At 46.1% G+C, this 19959-nt stretch carries 16 protein-coding genes; 2 read left to right on the forward strand and 14 right to left on the reverse strand.

From position 1 onward, the window contains the following. Positions 1-128: 128 nt before the first annotated feature. The gene (locus FKV70_RS05285) at positions 129-992 is read left to right on the forward strand and encodes a class I SAM-dependent methyltransferase (RefSeq protein ID WP_142612028.1); all 864 of its coding nucleotides are present in this window, start codon (positions 129-131) and stop codon (positions 990-992) included. An 8-nt stretch (positions 993-1000) separates the two neighbouring features. Beyond that, a complete protein-coding gene (locus tag FKV70_RS05290; RefSeq protein ID WP_142612029.1) occupies positions 1001-1747 on the forward strand; it encodes an RluA family pseudouridine synthase in 747 nt (248 codons plus the stop codon). A 92-nt stretch (positions 1748-1839) separates the two neighbouring features. On the opposite strand, the gene FKV70_RS05295 is transcribed toward FKV70_RS05290, so the two are convergent. The 14 genes from FKV70_RS05295 to FKV70_RS05360 form a co-directional block, all read right to left on the reverse strand. Beyond that, positions 1840-3342, reverse strand: a complete 1503-nt coding sequence (locus tag FKV70_RS05295) for a DHA2 family efflux MFS transporter permease subunit (protein ID WP_063213401.1) — start codon at positions 3340-3342, stop codon at positions 1840-1842. Then, positions 3326-3811 (reverse strand): MarR family winged helix-turn-helix transcriptional regulator, encoded by a 486-nt coding sequence (locus tag FKV70_RS05300; protein WP_142612030.1) that lies wholly within the window; start codon positions 3809-3811, stop codon positions 3326-3328. The genes FKV70_RS05295 and FKV70_RS05300 overlap by 17 nt, the downstream gene beginning before the upstream one ends. A gap of 262 nt (positions 3812-4073) precedes the next feature. Continuing rightward, entirely contained in the window at positions 4074-4544 is a 471-nt protein-coding gene (locus tag FKV70_RS05305) for a MarR family winged helix-turn-helix transcriptional regulator (RefSeq protein ID WP_063213403.1), read from the reverse strand. A gap of 275 nt (positions 4545-4819) precedes the next feature. Then, positions 4820-7282, reverse strand: coding sequence for a DNA gyrase subunit A (gyrA, locus tag FKV70_RS05310; protein ID WP_064796462.1), 2463 nt, complete (start codon positions 7280-7282; stop codon positions 4820-4822). A gap of 22 nt (positions 7283-7304) precedes the next feature. Beyond that, complete coding sequence (parE, locus tag FKV70_RS05315; RefSeq protein WP_063213405.1) at positions 7305-9284, reverse strand: DNA topoisomerase IV subunit B; 1980 nt, start codon at positions 9282-9284, stop codon at positions 7305-7307. 98 nt (positions 9285-9382) lie between these two features. Then, positions 9383-10372, reverse strand: coding sequence for an ABC transporter permease (locus FKV70_RS05320; RefSeq protein ID WP_142612031.1), 990 nt, complete (start codon positions 10370-10372; stop codon positions 9383-9385). After that, positions 10365-11441 (reverse strand): ABC transporter ATP-binding protein, encoded by a 1077-nt coding sequence (locus FKV70_RS05325; RefSeq protein ID WP_142612032.1) that lies wholly within the window; start codon positions 11439-11441, stop codon positions 10365-10367. The genes FKV70_RS05320 and FKV70_RS05325 overlap by 8 nt, the downstream gene beginning before the upstream one ends. Further along, positions 11441-12388 carry a GDSL-type esterase/lipase family protein gene (locus tag FKV70_RS05330; RefSeq protein WP_142612033.1) on the reverse strand — a complete coding sequence of 316 codons (948 nt, stop codon included), beginning with the start codon at positions 12386-12388 and terminating at the stop codon, positions 11441-11443. The genes FKV70_RS05325 and FKV70_RS05330 overlap by 1 nt, the downstream gene beginning before the upstream one ends. Before the next feature lie 172 nt (positions 12389-12560). Continuing rightward, positions 12561-13241, reverse strand: a complete 681-nt coding sequence (locus FKV70_RS05335) for a TIGR00266 family protein (RefSeq protein ID WP_142612264.1) — start codon at positions 13239-13241, stop codon at positions 12561-12563. A 229-nt stretch (positions 13242-13470) separates the two neighbouring features. Next, positions 13471-14208, reverse strand: coding sequence for a CAP domain-containing protein (locus FKV70_RS05340; RefSeq protein WP_142612034.1), 738 nt, complete (start codon positions 14206-14208; stop codon positions 13471-13473). Between the two features lie 204 nt (positions 14209-14412). Further along, entirely contained in the window at positions 14413-14874 is a 462-nt protein-coding gene (locus FKV70_RS05345) for a GNAT family N-acetyltransferase (protein WP_063213410.1), read from the reverse strand. Next, complete coding sequence (gene purT / locus FKV70_RS05350; RefSeq protein WP_142612035.1) at positions 14867-16051, reverse strand: formate-dependent phosphoribosylglycinamide formyltransferase; 1185 nt, start codon at positions 16049-16051, stop codon at positions 14867-14869. Before purT ends, FKV70_RS05345 begins: the two co-directional genes overlap by 8 nt. Positions 16052-16180: 129 nt before the next feature. Next, on the reverse strand, positions 16181-18019 hold the full coding sequence (locus tag FKV70_RS05355) for an ABC transporter ATP-binding protein (protein WP_142612036.1): 1839 nt from the start codon (positions 18017-18019) through the stop codon (positions 16181-16183). After that, the gene (locus tag FKV70_RS05360; protein WP_142612037.1) at positions 18016-19791 is read right to left on the reverse strand and encodes an ABC transporter ATP-binding protein; all 1776 of its coding nucleotides are present in this window, start codon (positions 19789-19791) and stop codon (positions 18016-18018) included. Before FKV70_RS05360 ends, FKV70_RS05355 begins: the two co-directional genes overlap by 4 nt. Between the last annotated feature and the right edge of the window lie 168 nt (positions 19792-19959).

Here is a 19959-nt window from a genome sequence, read left to right on the forward strand (position 1 = left end):
CTGACTACTTACTTATTCATGGAATCATTCGATTGTTGCTAAGGTTTGTTGTACAATAGACTCCATGTGGGGATTTTACGCAGCTTGCTGCCTAAATCCTGAATTGACTGCTGAAGGATGGATTGTACATGTATGTAGCACAAGAGTGGAAAGACTATGAAGTAATGGATACAGGCGGCGGTGAAAAGCTGGAACGTTGGGGCAATATTGTCCTGCGTCGTCCCGATCCGCAAATCATATGGCCGTTGGCAAAGGAAACAGCCGAATGGCGCAATGTTCATGGGCATTATCATCGCAGCTCTTCCGGGGGCGGCCAATGGGATATGAAAAAGCCTATCCCTGAGCGCTGGACGATTAGCTATGGACCGCTTAAATTCCACATTAAACCGACCAGCTTCAAGCATACTGGTCTTTTTCCAGAGCAGGCAGCCAACTGGAGCTGGATGATGGATAAAATTAAAGGCGCAGGCAGACCCATTTCCGTATTGAACCTGTTTGCTTACACAGGAGGAGCCACTACTGCCGCAGCGTATGCCGGAGCCAGTGTAGTTCACGTGGATGCCGCCAAAGGTATGGTGCAGTGGGCAAAGGAAAACGTTCAATTGTCCGGCCTGGCTGACCGTCCAGTACGCTTTATTACAGACGACGTATTCAAGTTCGTGCAACGGGAACAACGGCGGGGCAACCAATATGATGCAATTATTATGGATCCCCCTTCTTATGGACGCGGACCTAACGGAGAAACCTGGAAGCTTGAAGAAAGCTTATATCCGTTTCTCGAATCCTGCATGAGCATCATTTCGGACCAACCATTGTTCATGCTGATCAACTCCTACACGACAGGCATTTCACCTACTGTATTGCGCAACATGCTGAGCATGACAATGCAGCAAAAGTATGGCGGCCAAATTAGCGCTGGTGAAATCGGATTGCCGATCACACGCTCAGGTTTGAATTTGCCTTGTGGTATTCTCGGACGTTGGGAGGCTTAATTCCTCTTATGAATCAAGATGAACTTGCCCGGCCCGGACATACACAACCAAATATTCCTGTTTTGTATGAGGATAATCATGTCCTGGCGGTTGTAAAGCCTGTCAATGTTCCGACACAGGAGGATGCTAGTGGTGATCCAGATCTGCTGTCTCTACTTAAGGAAGATCTGAAAATCAGACACAATAAGCCTGGTAACGTCTTTTTGGGTTTAGTCCACAGGCTGGATCGCCCCGTAGGCGGAGCCATGATTTTTGCTAAGACATCCAAAGCTGCTTCTCGCCTGTCGGAGTCGGTTCGAAGCCGTCATTTTCACAAACTGTATACAGCTGTTCTAAATGGCGTTCCTACGGCTCTCCAAGGACGTCTAACCCATTACCTGCTAAAGGACAACCGTACCAACACGGTCAAAACGGTTAGACCCGGCACGGATGGTGCCAAGGAAGCCATTTTGGAATACCGCGTGATCGGACAAGCTGCTGGAATTAGTCTTGTAGAAATTAAGCTGCACACCGGACGCTCGCACCAAATTCGCGTACAGATGCAGGCCATCGGCTGTCCCCTCTATGGAGATCAAAAATATGGCGGCAATCTGAGCCGCCCCGGTCAACAGCTAGCCCTCTGGTCCTTACTCGCTGGAGCACCGCATCCGGTCACCAAGGAGGCCATGAGCTTCCACTCACTTCCTCCCGTCCAGTTTCCTTGGAGTGAGTGGCCCTTGTCGCTTTATGAAAATATGATTACGTCGGAAAATTGAGCAGACTCACCACAAATAACCCGCATGCATGTAGACAAACATGCAGTGCGGGTTATTTTTTTGCCCAAAAGCAAATTAAATGATATCCATGCTCATGATGAGGAAGCCACCGTCTTCCCCTTTTTGCTATTGGCCAGTCGTTGACGAGAACGAGCGTTTTGAGCATTCGTATTTTTGATAAAAAACGCTAAAATCAAAGCTGTCACACTCAATAGTGTTGCTATGATAAAAGCCGAGTTAATACCGTAAATCGTAGCTTGATTACCTGCAGCCAGCATTACTGCTTTGTCTGTAACATTCAGTCCCTCAGATGCGACAATCGTGGTCAAACGGTTGCTGGTCTGAGAAGACATCACCGTCACCAGAATAGCAGTCCCAATTGAGCCGGAAATCATCCGCAGCGTATTGCTCATCGCCGTACCATGTGCATTCAAGCGTTGCGGAAGCTGATTCAGTCCGGCCGTTTGGATCGGCATCATCAGCAATGACATCCCGAACATCCGCACCGTATAATTGATTAACAGTGTCATATAAGTGGTTGATTCGGTCAAACGTGTAAATTCCCATGTCGTTACAGTCATAATCAACAACCCAATTACAGACAACCAGCGTGCCCCAATTCGGTCAAAAATAGCCCCCGTCACCGGAGACATAATCCCCATTAGAATTGCTCCCGGTAACATTAGCATACCAGACTGGAGCGGTGTAAAACCGCGAATATTTTGCAAGTAAATTGGAAGCAATATCATACCGGCATACAAAGCCATCGTCACAATCACGTTAATGATTGTCGTCAAGCTGTACACATCGTATTTAAAGATACGGAACTCCAGCATAGGTTCATCTACCTTCAGTTGGCGGACAATAAATAACATAAGCGCAATCGTCCCAACGATGAGTGTAGACAGGACCGGAACACTTCCCCAGCCCGATGTTCCAGCATCACTAAAGCCGTATAACAGCCCGCCGAAACCGAGTGTAGATAAAATGACGCCGAGAATGTCCAGCTTAGGCCTGGATTGCTCGGTTACATTTTTCAGAAAAATAAATCCAATCACAATCGAAATCACTGAAATTGGCAGGATGATCCAGAACAATATTCGCCAGTCATAATGCTGGACAATATAACCGGATAAGGTTGGTCCAATGGCTGGAGCAAACCCCATCGCAAGTCCCAGCGTTCCCATTGCACGGCCACGTTGCTCTATTGGGTAGATGTTCAAGATAACGACCATCATTAAAGGCATCATAATCCCTGCACCTGCAGCCTGAATAAGCCGACCGATCAGCAATATGCTAAAACTTGGCGCTATAGCACATAACAATGTCCCAATTGAAAAGATAGTCATTGCACTCATAAACAATGTACGAGTGGAGAAACGGGCAATCAAGAATGCGGTCACCGGGATCAATACCCCGTTCACGAGCATAAAGCCTGTGCTAAGCCACTGAGCTATATTGGCATCTACATTCAGATCACTCATCATTTTCGGTAAAGCTACACTTATCAACGTCTGGTTTAGTATTGCAACAATAGCGCCAATCAACAGAGCGGCCACAATAGGGGCTCTGCGGACATTACCTGATAGTGTCATTTGAGGACTGCTCAAGTTGATTCATTCCTTTCGATGTTAATTTCATGATCATTTGTTTGTGGATATCCAGGACCATATCGAGCTGCTCCTTCGGGATATCCAGAATAGGCAAGACACGCTCCATCCACATGGCGTCTACCTTTTGCATTATGTCTTTTCCTTCCGGCGTAAGCGTCAGTACTAGTGATCTGCGATCATGCTCATGCCGTCCGCGGACGATATATCCCGCTTTGGTCAAGCGGTCAACCACTCCGCTCATAGAGCTGCTTCCCACATGAGCTATCTCTGCCAGCTCAGATAACCCAATATTGGGGCGTTTATTCAGAATCGCCAAAGTCATGTGCTGAATGGCCGTCAGATCCAGATGCTGCTCCTCATTCCAGAAAGCATAAAATATGGTCTTGTTAACCTCCCTTACTGATTGAATAATCCGATACACCTCAAGTCTGTCTTCCTCTCTGTTACTCACTAGAACCATCCTTCTTCCTATTACCCAATTCGCTATCCTTATACATAAACTATTAACTATTTGCATACGAATTGTTATTTATTCATAACTGTTATTTTATCATCTCTTATGTAAATGTCAACATTTCCATAAACACCCCTTACGAAAGAACACAAAAAAACGCGGACATGATACCATAACCGGTATTGATCCGCGCACTTTTATTGACCTTAGATGTTAATCTGCTGTGTAGTAGCTACATTTCATGTTTCCACTCGTCTAACTATTCCGCTCGCTCTATTTGTTCCTTTATTCCCTCATCTTCACTAGCTGATACAACCGTTTTCGTCTTCGTTGTAATTTTCCCCAACAAATAGACCAACAAATTCTGATTGTGCTGAGATATCCGATTTAGTGCAGAACCCAGAAAATCGTCCCGGATTTGCAATCCACGCTCCACTTCTTCTCTGCCTTGATCCGAAATAACAATCCATACAATTCTACGGTCCTTTACGTCTCTGAACCGGGTGACCAGTCGATTCCGCTCCATCCGATCCAGTAGCATCGTAACTGCCGCAGGTGTGGTGGCGAGATATGGGATTAGTTGAGACGGCTTCATACGGCCATATTCGTTCAGAACCTCCAGCACCGTGAGTTGAGCCTCCGTTAGAGATGGAGCTAGTTGCTGCTCCATATGAACCTTGTAATCCTTAGCCATTCTGGACCAGATTTTTGCAAATTCGGTCGTTTGCATTTTGCCTCACTCCTTTAAATAACAGGGTCAGTAAAAGCATCAAAGTTAACGTATGGGCCACCGTCCGGATTGTAATTCATCACATTAAATTTTCGCCATTCCGCCCCAGTTTCCTGCCGTTTTTGGAGTGTCAAATGAAAAGGGGAAGGAAGTCTCACTCCGGATTTGGAGGCGGGTCAAGGTTCGACAGCATGACGGCAAAAAGGTCCTCATTCGTGCCGGAACGGCACGTGAGGACCTCTCTTTTTCGAGCTAAAAAACGCTTGACTTTATAATTATTCTACTGCCTGTGAACTCTGCGGCTCACTACGCGGCAGCACATTTACAATTTCGTCCTTCTTCTCTACAGGAGCTAGCAGCTTGCCTGTATCCTTGCGGTCAGTTAAAGGAGCTTTTTCCGAAAGGAAGGACATCGTCTGCCCTTCTGATGTGATGACAAATAATTGAACAGCTTCACGACAATAGAAGGCAGCCACGATTCGAGTTCCGTTCGAACGCACCCGCTTGCCTTCCTTGAATTCGAAGGTGCTGATTCCTTTACCGCCTCTTCCCTGAGAAGGATAATCCAGCAGAAGCGTACGCTTGCCGTAACCGGATTCGGTGAGGACCAGCACCTCTCCTTCGTCTTCTTCTACCCATAGCGCTGCGACAATCTCATCGCCTTCTGCCAGTTGTATACCTTTGACACCCGCTGAAACGCGGCCCATGGCATTAACCTCTTGCTCCTTGAAGCGTATGCTCATCCCCGCACGGGTAATTAACATAATATCCTTGCTATTGTCACTTAACGTTACTGATAATATCTCATCGTCGCCAGCCACCTTGCAGGCTGCTACAGCACTGGAGCGCTTTGTGGCATATTCCGTAAGTTCTGTTCGTTTGACTTGCCCTCTCTTCGTTACAAACACCAGACTTTTGCCGATTTCCTCCATGTTTTTGATCGGAATAACGCTTATGATACGATCTTCCTTCGCTAGCGAAATGACATTGACAATTGGAGTGCCCGGCTCTTTCCACTTATACTCCGGTACCTGATGCACAGGAAGCAAAAAGTATTGTCCACGCTGGGTGAAGACGAGCAGCACGTCAAGTGTATTCACGTCAAGGAACTGGGTTATGTAGTCCCCTTCTTTAACACCGGAGTTGGAACGTTCCCCGCCAGAACGAGTGAACGATAGCATACTCGTACGTTTCACATAGCCATCTTTCGAGAGGGTCAGCAACACGTCCTCTGCCGCAACCATGACCTCCAGATTTACTTTAATCTCTTCTACCTCACCCTGTATCTCCGAACGACGGTCAATGCCGTACTTTTCACGAATTTCCAGCAGCTCCTTGCGGATCAGACTGATCAGCTTGCGGTCACTTTCCAGAATGGAACGGTAATGGGTAATTTTTTTCTGAATGTCCGCAAGTTCTTTTTCGAGGGTGGTAATCTCAAGATTCGTAAGACGATACAATTGCAGAGTCAAAATGGAATCCGCCTGACGTTCACTAAAGCCAAACATCCATTGCAAATTATTTTGTGCATCCTGGCGGTTTTTGGAAGCTTTAATAGCCGCGATGACCTCATCCAGAATGTTCAGCGCCTTGACTAAGCCTTCCAGTACATGCGCGCGGTCCTCAGCCTTTTCCAATTCAAACTTGATACGGTTTGTGACAACTTCGCGCTGGTGTGCAATATATGCTTCCAAAATGGATTTTAATCCAAGCTGATGCGGCGCTTTGTTTACGATGGCTACCATATTGAAATTATAAGCCACCTGGAGATCGGTTTTTTTCAGCAGATATGCCAAAATACCTTCTGCATCGGCTTCCTTCTTCAGCTCAACAACAATACGCAGGCCATTTCGTCCACTCTCGTCACGGACCTCGGCAATTCCTTCTACCTTTTTCTCCAGACGGATATTTTCCATAGCAGTTACGAGTCTGGATTTAACAACCTGGTATGGAATCTCTGTAATAACCAGTTGCTGCTTGCCACCACGCAAAGACTGAATTTCCGTTTTAGAACGGATATAAATACGTCCTTTGCCTGTTCTGTAAGCATCCTTGATGCCTTCGCCACCCATAATGAGTCCACCAGTCGGGAAATCCGGGCCTTTAATAAAGGTCATGATTTCTTCCAGCTCGATCTGTGGCTTTTCCATCACTGCGATAGTGGCGTCAATTACCTCACGTAAGCTGTGCGTTGGAATTTCAGTTGCAAAGCCTGCTGAAATCCCGCTTGAGCCGTTTACCAACAGATTAGGATAACGAGATGGCAGCACAACAGGTTCCTTGGCCGAGTTATCAAAGTTGTCCTTGAACAAAACCGTGCGTTTTTCGATATCACGCAGCATTTCCATTGCGATCGGAGACAAGCGCGCCTCCGTGTAACGCATAGCTGCTGCAGGATCATCATCCTGAGAACCCCAGTTGCCATGACCGTCCACCAGTACGTGGCTCATTTTCCAAGGCTGTGCCATCCGTACCATACCATCATAAATAGATGAATCACCGTGAGGATGGTAATTACCCATAACATCCCCAACGGTTTTGGCGGATTTGCGATATGCTTTTTCCGGAGTATTACCCGAATCGTACATCGCGTACAGAATCCGACGTTGTACGGGCTTTAATCCGTCCCGCACATCAGGTATTGCCCGATCCTGAATTATATATTTGGAATATCGGCCAAAACGGTCACCGACCATTTCCTCCAGATAAGCTGGCAAAAATTGCTCCGATAAGCTCATGTCTACACCTCATTTAATAGCACTACTCTACGTATTCCGTGAAATCCACGTTTTCCACGATCCAGCGCTTACGTGGATCTACCTTGTCACCCATCAATGTGGACACACGGCGTTCAGCTTTGGCAGCATCCTCAATTTGAACGCGCAACAGGGTGCGTGATTCGGGATTCATTGTCGTTTCCCATAACTGATCAGGATTCATCTCCCCGAGTCCTTTATAACGTTGAAGCTCAAAATTCCGTCCAAATTCTTTTAGGTAATTATCAAGCTGCTCGTCAGTCCAGGCATAACGAACCGTTTCGAGCTTACCCGACTTGCGGGTTATTTTATACAATGGCGGCTGAGCAATAAATATGCGTCCTGCATCAATGAGTTCTTTCATGTACCGATAAAAGAACGTCAACAACAGTACTTGAATGTGCGCGCCGTCCGTATCTGCGTCGGTCATAATGATGATTTTGGAATAATTGCTGTCTTCCAGCGAGAACTCTGTTCCTACCCCCGCGCCAATCGCTGCCGTAATAGCACGGTACTCATCATTTTTCATAATATCGGCAAGCTTTGACTTTTCCGGATTCATCGGCTTGCCCTTTAACGGTAAAATAGCCTGGATCTTGGAATCTCGACCCTGTTTGGCCGATCCTCCCGCCGAATCGCCTTCCACGATAAATAATTCATTACGTGTAAAATCTTTAGATTGCGCAGGCGACAGCTTACCATTCAAATTAGAACTTTCACTGCGCTTCTTGCCAGAACGCATTTCGTCCCGAGCCTTACGCGCAGCTTCACGTGCTTTGGACGCTTGAACTGCCTTTTTAATCAAAGTTTGCGCAATCTGTGGATTTTCTTCCAAGAAACGCTGCATCTGTTCAGATACGATGGCATCCACTGTACTTCGTGCCGAAGCACTCCCCAGCTGATCTTTTGTCTGACCGACAAATTCAACCTCAGCCATCTTGACACTGATTACAGCCATCATGCCCTCACGTAGATCGTTACCCTCCAGGTTTTTATCCTTTTCCTTCAACAGCGCTGTTTTGCGTGCATAGTCATTCATCACACGAGTGTAAGCGGTTTTGAAGCCTGTTTCATGCGTTCCCCCGCCACGTGTTGGAATGGAGTTAACGAACGAAGCAATCGTCTCTGTGTAACCAGCATTGTATTGGATGGCAATCTCTACTTCAATGTCCTCTTTCTCAGCATTAAAGTGAATAACATCATGCAGTACATCCTTGCCCTCATTCAAAAAAGCAACAAACTGACTCGCTCCACCCTCATAATAATATTCATCTGACTTTCCACTGCGTTCGTCTTTAAGCTGAATACGAAGGCCGGAATTCAGAAAGGCAATTTCCTGAAGGCGCTCAGCCAGTGTATCATAGTTAAAATGGATGCCTGACTGAAAAACGCGAATATCCGGTTTAAATGTAACTTTTGAGCCCGTCTTGTTAGTATTGCCCAGCACTTCAAGGCCTGTGGTCGGTTCACCGACATGCTCCACGCCCTTCTTGTCCTGCCAATATTCGAACCGCTGACGGTGAATCTTGCCGTCCCGGTAGATTTCCACTTCAAGCCATTCCGAAAGAGCGTTCGTTACAGACGCACCTACCCCATGCAGACCCCCGGACTTTTTATATCCCGAACCGCCAAACTTACCTCCGGCGTGCAAAATGGTGAATACAACTTGAGGCGTAGGAATTCCCATTTTATGCATTCCCGTAGGAATACCGCGCCCGTTGTCTGATACTGTAATAGAGCCGTCCTTATGCATTGTGATATCAATGCGAGAGCAAAACTTGGCAAGATGTTCATCCACCGCGTTGTCTACAATTTCCCATACCAAATGATGCAGTCCCGAAGAACTGGTGCTCCCGATGTACATGCCCGGCCGTTTGCGAACTGCCACAAGCCCTTCGAGCACTTGAATGTCGTCCGCGCCATATTCTGAAGCTCCGTTCTGTGTACCGGAAGCTCCCGCAGACAAGTCGATTTTGTCGACCATTCATGCTCCCCCTTTGTCTAATCGTAACCGTGTTTTGCTTTATTCTTGATGGTTTTCACCAAAAATGCAAACAGATGTTTTCTTTTACCTTGTCCATTTTAATTCAATATATCCCGTTTCGTAAAGATGGCGAATGAAACAATCAATGCCGCAGCCCCCCAAATGCCTAGTACAGCTAAAGAAAACGGAAGGGTCATTCCCTCAATCGGGGCAGGGCTTCCAGATAAATAATCGGTTAATCCCAGGTTAACCATAAATAAATATTTGGCGCTCTGCCAAGATGAAGCCATGTTGGTCAGGATAGTGCCCGAAATGAGCGCAGCCATCATGACCACGATACTTGCTGCTGTACTACGCACCAGAACAGATACCATAAAGGCTAACGAAGCAACGACCAGACTGACAAACCAGATCAATCCGGCTTGCAGTATCAGATAATGCCATTGTGGAATTGCATGGACAGCAGACATATTCACCGTCGCCCCCACAATTTGAAAGCCGGTAAATACCGGGACATTAAAACCACGAAAGCCAAAAAACAGGCCTGAGATGAGATAACTAATGACAAATACGGCCAAAATGATGAGCGATACAAACATATACAGTGTCAGCAGCTTGCTCAGTAGTATTTTCCACCGCCTGACCGGCCGAGTCAGCAACATTTTTATCGTGCCTGTCGTCCGTTCTCCTGAAACCAGATCCGAGGCAATGGCCATGATCAATAACGGAACGAACAGGTTTATGGAATTATCCATAAACTCTCTGGTAAAAGTGACTCCATTCGGCTCGTTAGGATTCACGTCATTTTCTAAATAATATTGCATCTGCTGCACAAAGACACGGCGGTAGGTCTTCCATTCCTCTGGAACCCTATCGCTGCCCAGCGAGTTTTGGTTATCGGTAATGGCCTGACGTAGTTCAAGCCGCCAATCATTGCCGAATTTTTCGCGATTGTTTTGTGCCACTTTCATCTGAGCATACGTAAAAATCGGCACAAGCACCAGCAAAACAAGTAAAATGACATAAAATCGTTTCTTCTTGATAATTTTTAGGGTTTCATTTTGTACGAGCGGTAAAATATTATTCAAGTATCTCACCTTCCGTCATTTTCAGAAATAGTTGCTCCAGCGTAGGATTGATTTTGGTTACACCTTTAACGAAAATACCGGAAGCTGTCATGTGTGCGACCAGCTCCGCAATATGCTCTTCATCCATTTCTGTAAAAATAGCATCGACTCCGCTAGCTGCAACAATGCTGTCATCAATGAATTCATCGACATTCGTAATTATTTGCACATACGGAGAATTTTGCAATAGGGCAAGGCCCTGATCTCGAGGTTCTAGCTGCCATACGGCCATATGCGAGTGGGTCTCAACCAGCTCCCGCACCCCGCCAACAGCTAGCACCTTGCCCCGACTTATAATTGCCACACGATCACATAGCAACTGGATCTCGCTGAGCAAATGGCTGGAAACAAATACAGCCATGCCTTCTGCCGCCAACAAACGAATAAAGGCTCTCATCTCTTTGATTCCCTTAGGGTCTAGCCCGTTCGTCGGTTCATCCAAAATGAGCAGCTTTGGTCTGCCAAGCAAGGCTTGAGCTATACCAAGGCGCTGACGCATCCCTAGTGAATATGTACTTACCTTATCATGGATGCGACGATCGAGCCGAACCAACTCAACCACTTCGCGAATACGCTGTTCATCTACACCAGGCTGCATCCGGGCAAAATGCTCTAAATTCTCCCATCCTGTCAGGTAGCTGTACACCTCTGGATTTTCCACAATAGAACCTATATGCTGTAAAGCCTGCTCAGGCTCACGATTTACATTATGACCGCATACGGTAATTGTCCCTTCCGTAGGCTTAATTAAATCAACTAGCATACGAATTGTCGTCGTTTTTCCGGCACCATTGGGACCGAGAAATCCGAAAATTTCACCCGCGCGGACGTCGAACGTTACATCATGAATGATCATTTTGCGTTTAATGCGTTTCTTAACATGCTGAACAGAGATCACGATTTCACTATTGCTGCTGTCTCTGTCAGTGCTACCAACCTGGATGGAGGAATGAAGACGGGACGCTGCATCCGTGGAAGACGAATCTTTAGTCACTACAGCATCGGTCTTGTCAGCAGATTGGATGCTCATTACTTATTCCCTCCCTTTTTCGCTTCTGCAGGTTGGCTACTTGTAGACTGTTGTTTTTGATCGACATGATCAGATTCCTTCGTGGCAGTAACAGCAAATCCTTGTGCGATACGTTCAGCGATGGCCTGGTAGCCCTGGCCGTTTGGGTGAAAGTGATCGGAAGATAAATAGACAGGCAAATTTTGCTGAAATAAATCGAATGTCGGAACCAACGTCATGTTACTATTTTGGTTGGTAATGGCCATGGCGGCCATATTCCATTCAGTTACCACAAGATTACCCGGAATTTTCATTTCCTTCAGGTCACTAAATGGATTATATAATCCAACATAGATGATTTTAGCATGGGGATTGATTTTCCCTACCTTTGTCAGTACCTTTTGCAGACGCTTGGCTGCATCAGGAAGAGCTTTGCGTAGACCGTTGAGTGTAGGCGGCTCCTTTCCGGTTTGGGCAGCCTGAGCGCCCTGGAACAAATCATTTCCGCCAATGGAAACTATAATCACATTAGCTTTCTTCAGTACATAAGACACACCTGGCTCATCCAGCTTGGTTAAAAGTCCTTGGGTCGTCAATCCATTAATCCCCAGATTATTGATGAGCTGTGCCTTATGTCCTTCCTGATCATTTAATAAAGTCACCGACCGACGCACAAAACCACTTCCGGAGTCATCCCCCGTTCCTTTGGCTAGCGAATCTCCAATGGCAGCTACGCGCAGCTCTCCCGTCTGAGCAGTAGCCGATGGTGCAGTTTGTGTCTGCGATGAACCGGAATGTACAGGCTGATTACTTACCAATGGCTCTGGAACTGTGATGCTTCGTATTGCTGCAATAAAACCGTACATTAATAGCAGTGTGGCGGCAATGGAAACGGAACCGACAGACCGCCAAATCCATTTTGATGAATTCACTCGTGTTCCCTCCTGATAGCTTGGTGAAATAAACATAAAGCTTCTTATGTCATTTTGCAAATAAACCGATCTGATTCAAGCGAAACATAACATTTGGAATCTCATATCATTTTCCACGAACATACTAAAAAAGGATGACAAATTGCCACCCTTTTATCCTTTTTTGTACTCACACCCTTCCCTCTGATCAGCAGTAAAATGGAAGGAACTATTTACTATCAGGAATAAAACTTCTGATCCATTGTCCAAAACTGCCCGGATTTCGGCTTTGGATCAGTACTGTTCCTTCACCGCGAAAACGACAGACAAGGGCTTCCCCACTCGTTACGCTGGACAACCAGCCTTTGGATGCTTTTTCAATTCTATAATCCATATAATCCGGCCATGCCACCAGATGAGCATTATCAATAATGCGCTCCTCTCCTGGCGCGATATAAATGGGATGAATGGCTCCATAAGAGGATAGGAATACAGTACCTCGACCACTGATTTCGACAATAAAAAAACCTTCACCGGAAAATAAGCCTTTCATCAGGTTTTGCATTTTTGTGCTAACCTCAATCCCTTCCGTACAGGCCAAAAAACCGTCCTTTTGGACCAATAGCCTATATGTGCCGTCCAGTTCCACTGCTTGTACATCCCCTATGGTTGCGGGGGCTAGCAGTACTTCAGCAGGTCCCCGGGCTGCCCTCAGTTCTTGAAAAAAGAATTTTTCTCCGCTCAGCATTCTGCCTAAACCACGTAACAGCCCACCGTCTACCGTCCCCTTTATATCTACACTGGAAGACATGGAAACCATCGCTCCCATTTCTGCTTTAATAGTTTCTCCGGGGTCTAGCCGTACCTTAAGCATAGCAAAGGCACCTTCATGCACGATTTCATAGCTCATATATTCACCTTGCTTTCCAAAAGTAGTCTGATCCATCCAGCTTACTGTTATCATACTATAACCATGTCCCTTATGTCTTTTCAGGTATAAAACAATGATTATGCTTGAAGAGACATGAGAGACATCAAAAGACCCGCTGAGCATTGTCAGCGGGTCTCACCATTAGCGCTACGTCACGATCTGTTCATTCACAGCGAATGACGTTTGCAACATCATTTTTTCTATCAACTTAGTTACGTGTGAACTCTTGTACCCAATATCCATTGTAGTAAGCTACACCAATTTGTGTATATTCTGCCTTCAAAATATTTTCACGATGTCCCTGACTATTCATCCAAGCAGTCATTACTTCTTGTGGTGTTTTTTGTCCCATTGCAATATTCTCACCTGCATACGTATAAGTTACACCAAATTTTTTCATCATATCAAATGGTGAACCATACGTCGGAGAGGTATGGGAAAAGTAATTATTCGTGCTCATGTCCTTCGCCTTCGCTAAGGCTACTTCTGTGAGCTTTGTATTAGATGTGAGAGGCTTCAGACCTTTTTGGCTGCGTTCGTTGTTTACCAGCTTTACAACCTCGGCTGCAAATTGAGACTTGCTGAGTTGCGCATTAGAATCTGAAGACTGACCTGTGCCTGAGTTGGTGTTTTGTTTTTGTGTCTGTTGCTTGTTAGCAGAGTTTGAAGCATTTTGGCTACCCTGATTCGTCGTTTGCTTGCCAGAAGAAGGATTCGCTGTTTTTGCAATAGCCTTGTCCGGATCAGTACAATCCTTAATGACTGTCTTCGTTATTGTCGTTGTCCCGTTGGACATATTGACTGTGTACCCGTTATTTTGAAACCATTGTTGTAATTGAGCAGACAAATCGTCAGCTGGTGAAGCTGATGCCGGAACGATGAATCCTGCGGATAAAACGGCGCTTAGGCTTCCCATCACCAGTGTTTTTTTCAACATATTCTTCATTTCGTCATCTCCTTGTTGTATATGTGCCTTGTTGAGAACGTCTCAGGTTACAACTTTGTAATCATTACTCTAGCAGTATATCATGTTTTATAGCATCAGCAAGGGTATAAAAGTTGGAAAAAAAATAGCCCTGCTCGGCAATGGCCGACAGGACAAAGTTAAAAATAGTGAGGCTTTAAGTACTAGATTATTGTTACAGGCTGATTATCTAAGCTTTTTGCTGAAACGATAGCCTTGCTTTTCAAAGCCGATTCGATTGTAGAAAGCGCGGGCCTCTACTTGTTTGATGCGGTTATTCGCTCCAGTAATGAATAAATGGTAGCAGCCTTGCGCACGCCCCCACTCCTCACCACAAGCAACCAACCGCTTGCCAATGCCTTCGCCGCGATACTCCCCGCTCACGACCAGCATGGTGATTTGTACGGCAGGATCAGGATAAGCCAAGCTTTGAGCCGTATGCATGCCGATTACACCGACAACACGACCATCCATTTCTGCAACCATCATATTCGCTTGGCTGTCCTCTTGCGTTGTTCCCATAACTTCTTTCATAACACCACAAGTCATGGGGTATCCAACTTCTCTGAGTAGTCCGGTTACGGCTTCGCAATCGCCAAGCTCTACGGAACGAATTGTCAGTACTGGAATCATCACACTGTTAGACATGATTTACCTCCACTTTCAGCATATTGGCAGCTTCTTTGGCTGTCTTCCGTGCTGTTTCCACATCTTCTGCAGCGCTAAGCGCTACAGCCATCCGGCGTCCCGGCTTGGTTTCAGGCTTCCCGAACACTCGCACCTGTGTCCGGGGTAGCAATAATGCATCATGCAGACCGCTTATTAAAAAATCGCGTGTAGCCACTTCTGCCTTCAAGGTAGCTGAAGCACCTGGTGTAAGCAGCGTGACGGATGGCACCGGGAAGCCGAGAATCGCCCGAACGTGAAGCGCAAATTCAGACAAATCCTGCGTAATCATGGTCACCATACCAGTATCATGCGGACGCGGGGATACTTCACTGAATATGACGCTATCAGCCGTTAAAAACAGCTCTACGCCAAACAATCCGTAACCACCCAGTTCATCCGTAATCGTACGGGCAATATCCTGTGCCTCCGAAAGCTGCTTGTCCGTCATGCCATGAGGCTGCCATGATTCGACATAATCCCCATCTTTCTGAATGTGGCCAATCGGTGGGCAAAAAGTTGTACCTGATACCGATCTGACGGTCAATAAGGTGATTTCGCTCTCAAATGGGACAAAAGCTTCAACAATGACACGTGTCGTTTTGGCACGTGCGCCTTCCAGCGCAATATTCCAGCAGGATTCTGCATCTTCGAGTGTCCGGCATACAGACTGCCCTTTACCCGACGAACTCATCAAGGGTTTGACCACACATGGCGTGCCCAGCTCTTGAACCGCCGACCGTAACTGCTCAAAATGATCTGCAAAACGGTAGGCAGCAGTCGGAAGCTGTAACTTCTCGGCAGCCAGCCTGCGGATACCCTCCCGGTCCATCGTAAGACGGGCGGCCCGGGCCGTTGGTACTACGTGAAATCCCTGTTGCTCTAATTCTTCCAAAGCACCCGTAGCAATAGCTTCGATTTCAGGTACAATTATGTCGGGCTGTTCCTTGCGAATTAGTGCTTTCAACGCCTCAGCATCCTGCATGTCCAGACAGTGAGAGCGATGGGCCACCTGCATTGCTGGAGCCAGCTCATAGCGATCAACAGCAATACATTCCACGCCAAGCCGCTGAGCTTCAACAATGACTTCTTTTCCCAATTCGCCGCTACCCAGCAGTAACATCTTCTTAGCCTTGGCAGAAAAAGGAGCACCCCACATCTTGAACTCTTCCCCCTCTGATGATATTGCTCTGATCTCTTTTCATCTTTATTTTCAGGGTTTAGCTCCAAGAATGCAATAGTGCTCGGCACGAAAATTTACAAAAAACGCGATTTTTTGATCTTTTTTTTACAAAAATCTGAACTGTGCTTCCACCAGCCCCCGATATATTCCATGTTTTTTCATCAATTGTTCATGATTACCACTTTCCTGGATTGCCCCATGGTCCAGCACAACAATATGATCAGCATTCCGGATGGTGGACAAACGGTGTGCGACCATAAAAGAAGTTCTACCTTCCAATAGCACCTGCAGAGCTTCTTGAATTTTCAGCTCCGTTTCCGTATCAATGCTGGCTGTAGCCTCATCCAGAATAAGGATTCGCGGATTAGCCAATAAGGCACGAGCAAAGGATAAGAGCTGACGTTGGCCCATGGACAACATCCCCCCACGCTCCTCTACTTCTGTTTCGTAGCCATCTGGTAGCTGAACAATGAACTCATGAGCATTGACTGCCTTCGCAGCCGCTTCAATTTCCTCATCTGTCGCATCCAAACGACCAAATCGGATATTATCGCGTATTGTCCCCGAAAAAATAAATGTATCCTGAAGCACGATGCTAATCTGGCTGCGCAGGCTCTCTACCGTGACATCTCGCACATCATGGCCGTCAATGGTAAGTCGCCCTGATGTAATGTCATAAAAACGGCTGAGCAAATTAATAATGGTACTTTTACCTGATCCGGTATGACCCACAAGCGCTATGGATTGCCCCGCCTCGACAGAAAGATTAATACCTTTAAGCGCCTGACGTCCCTTTTCATATTCAAAAACGACTTTTTCAAATTGGATATCCCCCCGAATAGGCGGCAAGACTTTTGCTCCCGGTTTGTTCGCAATATTCGGCTGTTCATCCATGAATTCAAAAATTCTTTCTGATGAGGCCATTGCAACCAGCAGCTGATTATACATTTGGCCCAACCGATTAATCGGCTCCCAAAAGTTCCCTACATAGTTGGCAAACGCAACCAGCAAGCCCACCGTAAGCTGATCTGTCTGAATTAGATGAGCTCCAAACCAGAACAGCACAAGCGTACCAAACCCACCGGTAATATCAATAAGTGGGCCAAAGACCTGATTCATGGCAGAAGCCTTATCCCACGATTTTTTACTGGAGCTGTTCATATCGTCGAAATATGCCATGTTTTCCTGTTCCTGCGTATACGCTTGTGTCACACGGATTCCCTGAATGGATTCATTCAAGTGAGAGTTGATGCGCGAGTTCTTCATGCGTACTTCCTGCCAGGCGCGACGGATGCGTACACGCAGCTTGGTCGAGATCAAAAACATAATCGGAACGGTCACAACCACCGCCAAACCGAGCTTCCAGTTAATAAGCAGTAAAATAACAATAATTCCGAGAAGCTGTACGCAATCAATTAGGACATTCACTGCACCGTTCGTAAAAAGATCCTGTAGCGAGTTAATGTCATTCGTCACACGTACTAATACAGAACCCGCCGGTCTTTTATCAAAAAAGTTAAACGAAAGCTTCTGAATATGCTTGAACAAATCTTCTCGCAAATCGTAAATAACCCGTTGGCCAATAATATTGGTGAATTTAATGCGGTACGTATTGGCTGCCCATTGAATTAAATACAACAAGAGCACGGCACCTGTGATAAGCAATAGTAACTTTACGCTCGGCAGTGCAGGCCATGCGGGAGCAATGGCCTTGTCAATGGCCAGACTGATCAAATATGGAACCGTCAGCTTAGTAATCGTGCCAAGAATCATCATGACTAGAAGAATCGGCAGAATCTGACGGGCATAAGGTTTCATATATGCTAGCAAACGTTTGAATTCCACCCAGTTAAACGGTTTGTCAATAACCTCATCATCTTGATAGACAAAGCGCTCATTGATCGGCTTTTTTAACGGCTTAGCTTTTTCTACAGGGATATTCATGGTCTCACCTGCCCTTCGGATACACCGTCTGGAGCCTCCGCTATGTAATCGGCGTATTGAATATGATACACATCTTGATATGGTCCTGCGGTAGAAATGAGCTGTTCATGGGTTCCCCGTTGAACAATTCGTCCTTCCTCAAGCACCACGATTTCATCGGCATGACGAAGCGAGGAGATTCGATGAGCGATAATAAACGTTGTGCGTCCACGCATAACCTCTTGAAAACCTGACTGAATTTCATGCTCCGTTTCCATGTCAACCGCACTAGTGGCATCATCCAGTACGAGTATTTTCGGATTTTTGAGTAATGCGCGCGCGATGGCGATCCGTTGTTTCTGCCCTCCAGACAGGCCCAAACCACGTTCACCGACGACAGTGTCGTATCCCTGCGGTAATTCAGTTATGAATTCATGCGCCTGAGCCAGCTTGGAAACACGTATGATGTCATCCATACTGACATGACTTAATCCATATGCAATATTGTTGCGTATAGAAGACGAGAACAAAAATGTTTCCTGAAACACAGACGAAATTTGAGCACGTAAATCACGAACTTTCAACCGGCGTATATCTTTGCCATCTAACTTGATGCTTCCCGCGTTCACATTATAAGCTCGCATAAGTAGTTGAATAATGGTCGACTTCCCGGACCCCGTTCCTCCTAAAATGCCAATGACCGATCCCGGTGGCGCATCCAGATTAATGTCAACAACAGCAGGCAGCTTATTTCCATAAGCAAAGGTTACATGTTCAAACGTCACATGTCCCTTCACTTGATCGGTATTAAGTGTAAGTGCATCAGCTTCATCTGTTACATCTATGGACTGATTCAGCAGCTCCAAAACCCTCTCACCGGAAGCTTTGGACTGCGTATAGTTATTGATATGAAAGCCAATGCTCCAGATGGGGCCAATAATATACCAAATTAAGCTAAAGAAGGCGACGAGTTGCCCCAAGGTCATTGACTTCTGTATAACCAGATACCCACCCATTCCCAAGAGAAGAACCACACTGACCGAGGCAATGAGTTCCATAGCAGGAAAAAATCTACTCCATAAGGACGCGGCCTGAATTTGGTTACTTTTGTACTGCTCATTGCGTACTGAAAATTTTTCAACTTCATAGGATTCGCGAGCAAAAGATTTAACAGTTCGCACACCTGTTATATTTTCTTGTACCGCTGTCGTCAGGGCGCTGAGAGCAATTCGCATTTCCTGAAAGGTGGGATGAATCCGAGATTCAAACTTGAAAGTGACGAAGAGTAGCAATGGCATGCTGATCATCGTAAAGAGGGTGAGCTGCCAATTAATATACAGCATCATAATAGAGCCGAATACGACCATCAGTAGCACATTGAGGAGCTGGGCAAAACCAAATCCGATAAAGTTGCGAATCGCCTCCAAATCACCAGTCAGACGGGACATAAGATCCCCTGTTTTGGCAGTGTCATAATATCTGAAGGAAAGAAATTGCAGCTTCTCGTAGCAGGCATTGCGAAGTCGATACGCCAAATAGTTGCCTAGCCGTCCACCAAAAAAACCATGTAAAAATTGCATAAATCCTTTGATAATCACGACTCCCAGTACAGTCAGAGCCAGAACCGGAACTTTGTCGAAGTCACCGGGGATGATAGCGTTATCAATAAGCCGTTGGAGCAGGTTCGGATACACCAGTCCGAGGGCCGTCGCTATCGCAAGGCATAGAATGGAAAGAAATAGATAATGTCTCCTCTCACGAAAAAAAACTTGCAGTTGCCTGAGCACTTCCATGTCAAGTCCCTCCATTAGTTGCACGACGTTGTTATATGGCTTAGTGAAGTTTACCATCCGTATTCCCAGGCGGCAAAGAGGATAATAGGTCGTTTTCAGGCAGGTTCGCAATTGGCAAGTGATTAGACAAATTAAATCGCTTTCTTATCATTGAATATGGCTATTTCC

This window comes from Paenibacillus ottowii, assembly GCF_006874425.1.
Lineage (GTDB): Bacteria > Bacillota > Bacilli > Paenibacillales > Paenibacillaceae > Paenibacillus > Paenibacillus ottowii.

Excerpts from the sequence above, each read along its gene's own strand:
- FKV70_RS05285 (WP_142612028.1), top strand. The coding sequence starts at position 129 with ATGTATGTAGCACAAGAGTGGAAAGACTATGAAGTAATGGATACAGGC.
- FKV70_RS05290 (WP_142612029.1), top strand. The coding sequence starts at position 1,001 with ATGAATCAAGATGAACTTGCCCGGCCCGGACATACACAACCAAATATT.
- FKV70_RS05295 (WP_063213401.1), bottom strand. The coding sequence starts at position 3,342 with ATGACACTATCAGGTAATGTCCGCAGAGCCCCTATTGTGGCCGCTCTG.
- FKV70_RS05305 (WP_063213403.1), bottom strand. The coding sequence starts at position 4,544 with ATGCAAACGACCGAATTTGCAAAAATCTGGTCCAGAATGGCTAAGGAT.
- gyrA (WP_064796462.1), bottom strand. The coding sequence starts at position 7,282 with ATGAGCTTATCGGAGCAATTTTTGCCAGCTTATCTGGAGGAAATGGTC.
- parE (WP_063213405.1), bottom strand. The coding sequence starts at position 9,284 with ATGGTCGACAAAATCGACTTGTCTGCGGGAGCTTCCGGTACACAGAAC.
- FKV70_RS05325 (WP_142612032.1), bottom strand. The coding sequence starts at position 11,441 with ATGAGCATCCAATCTGCTGACAAGACCGATGCTGTAGTGACTAAAGAT.
- FKV70_RS05330 (WP_142612033.1), bottom strand. The coding sequence starts at position 12,388 with ATGTTTATTTCACCAAGCTATCAGGAGGGAACACGAGTGAATTCATCA.
- FKV70_RS05335 (WP_142612264.1), bottom strand. The coding sequence starts at position 13,241 with ATGAGCTATGAAATCGTGCATGAAGGTGCCTTTGCTATGCTTAAGGTA.
- FKV70_RS05340 (WP_142612034.1), bottom strand. The coding sequence starts at position 14,208 with ATGAAGAATATGTTGAAAAAAACACTGGTGATGGGAAGCCTAAGCGCC.
- FKV70_RS05345 (WP_063213410.1), bottom strand. The coding sequence starts at position 14,874 with ATGTCTAACAGTGTGATGATTCCAGTACTGACAATTCGTTCCGTAGAG.
- purT (WP_142612035.1), bottom strand. The coding sequence starts at position 16,051 with ATGTGGGGTGCTCCTTTTTCTGCCAAGGCTAAGAAGATGTTACTGCTG.
- FKV70_RS05355 (WP_142612036.1), bottom strand. The coding sequence starts at position 18,019 with ATGAATATCCCTGTAGAAAAAGCTAAGCCGTTAAAAAAGCCGATCAAT.
- FKV70_RS05360 (WP_142612037.1), bottom strand. The coding sequence starts at position 19,791 with ATGGAAGTGCTCAGGCAACTGCAAGTTTTTTTTCGTGAGAGGAGACAT.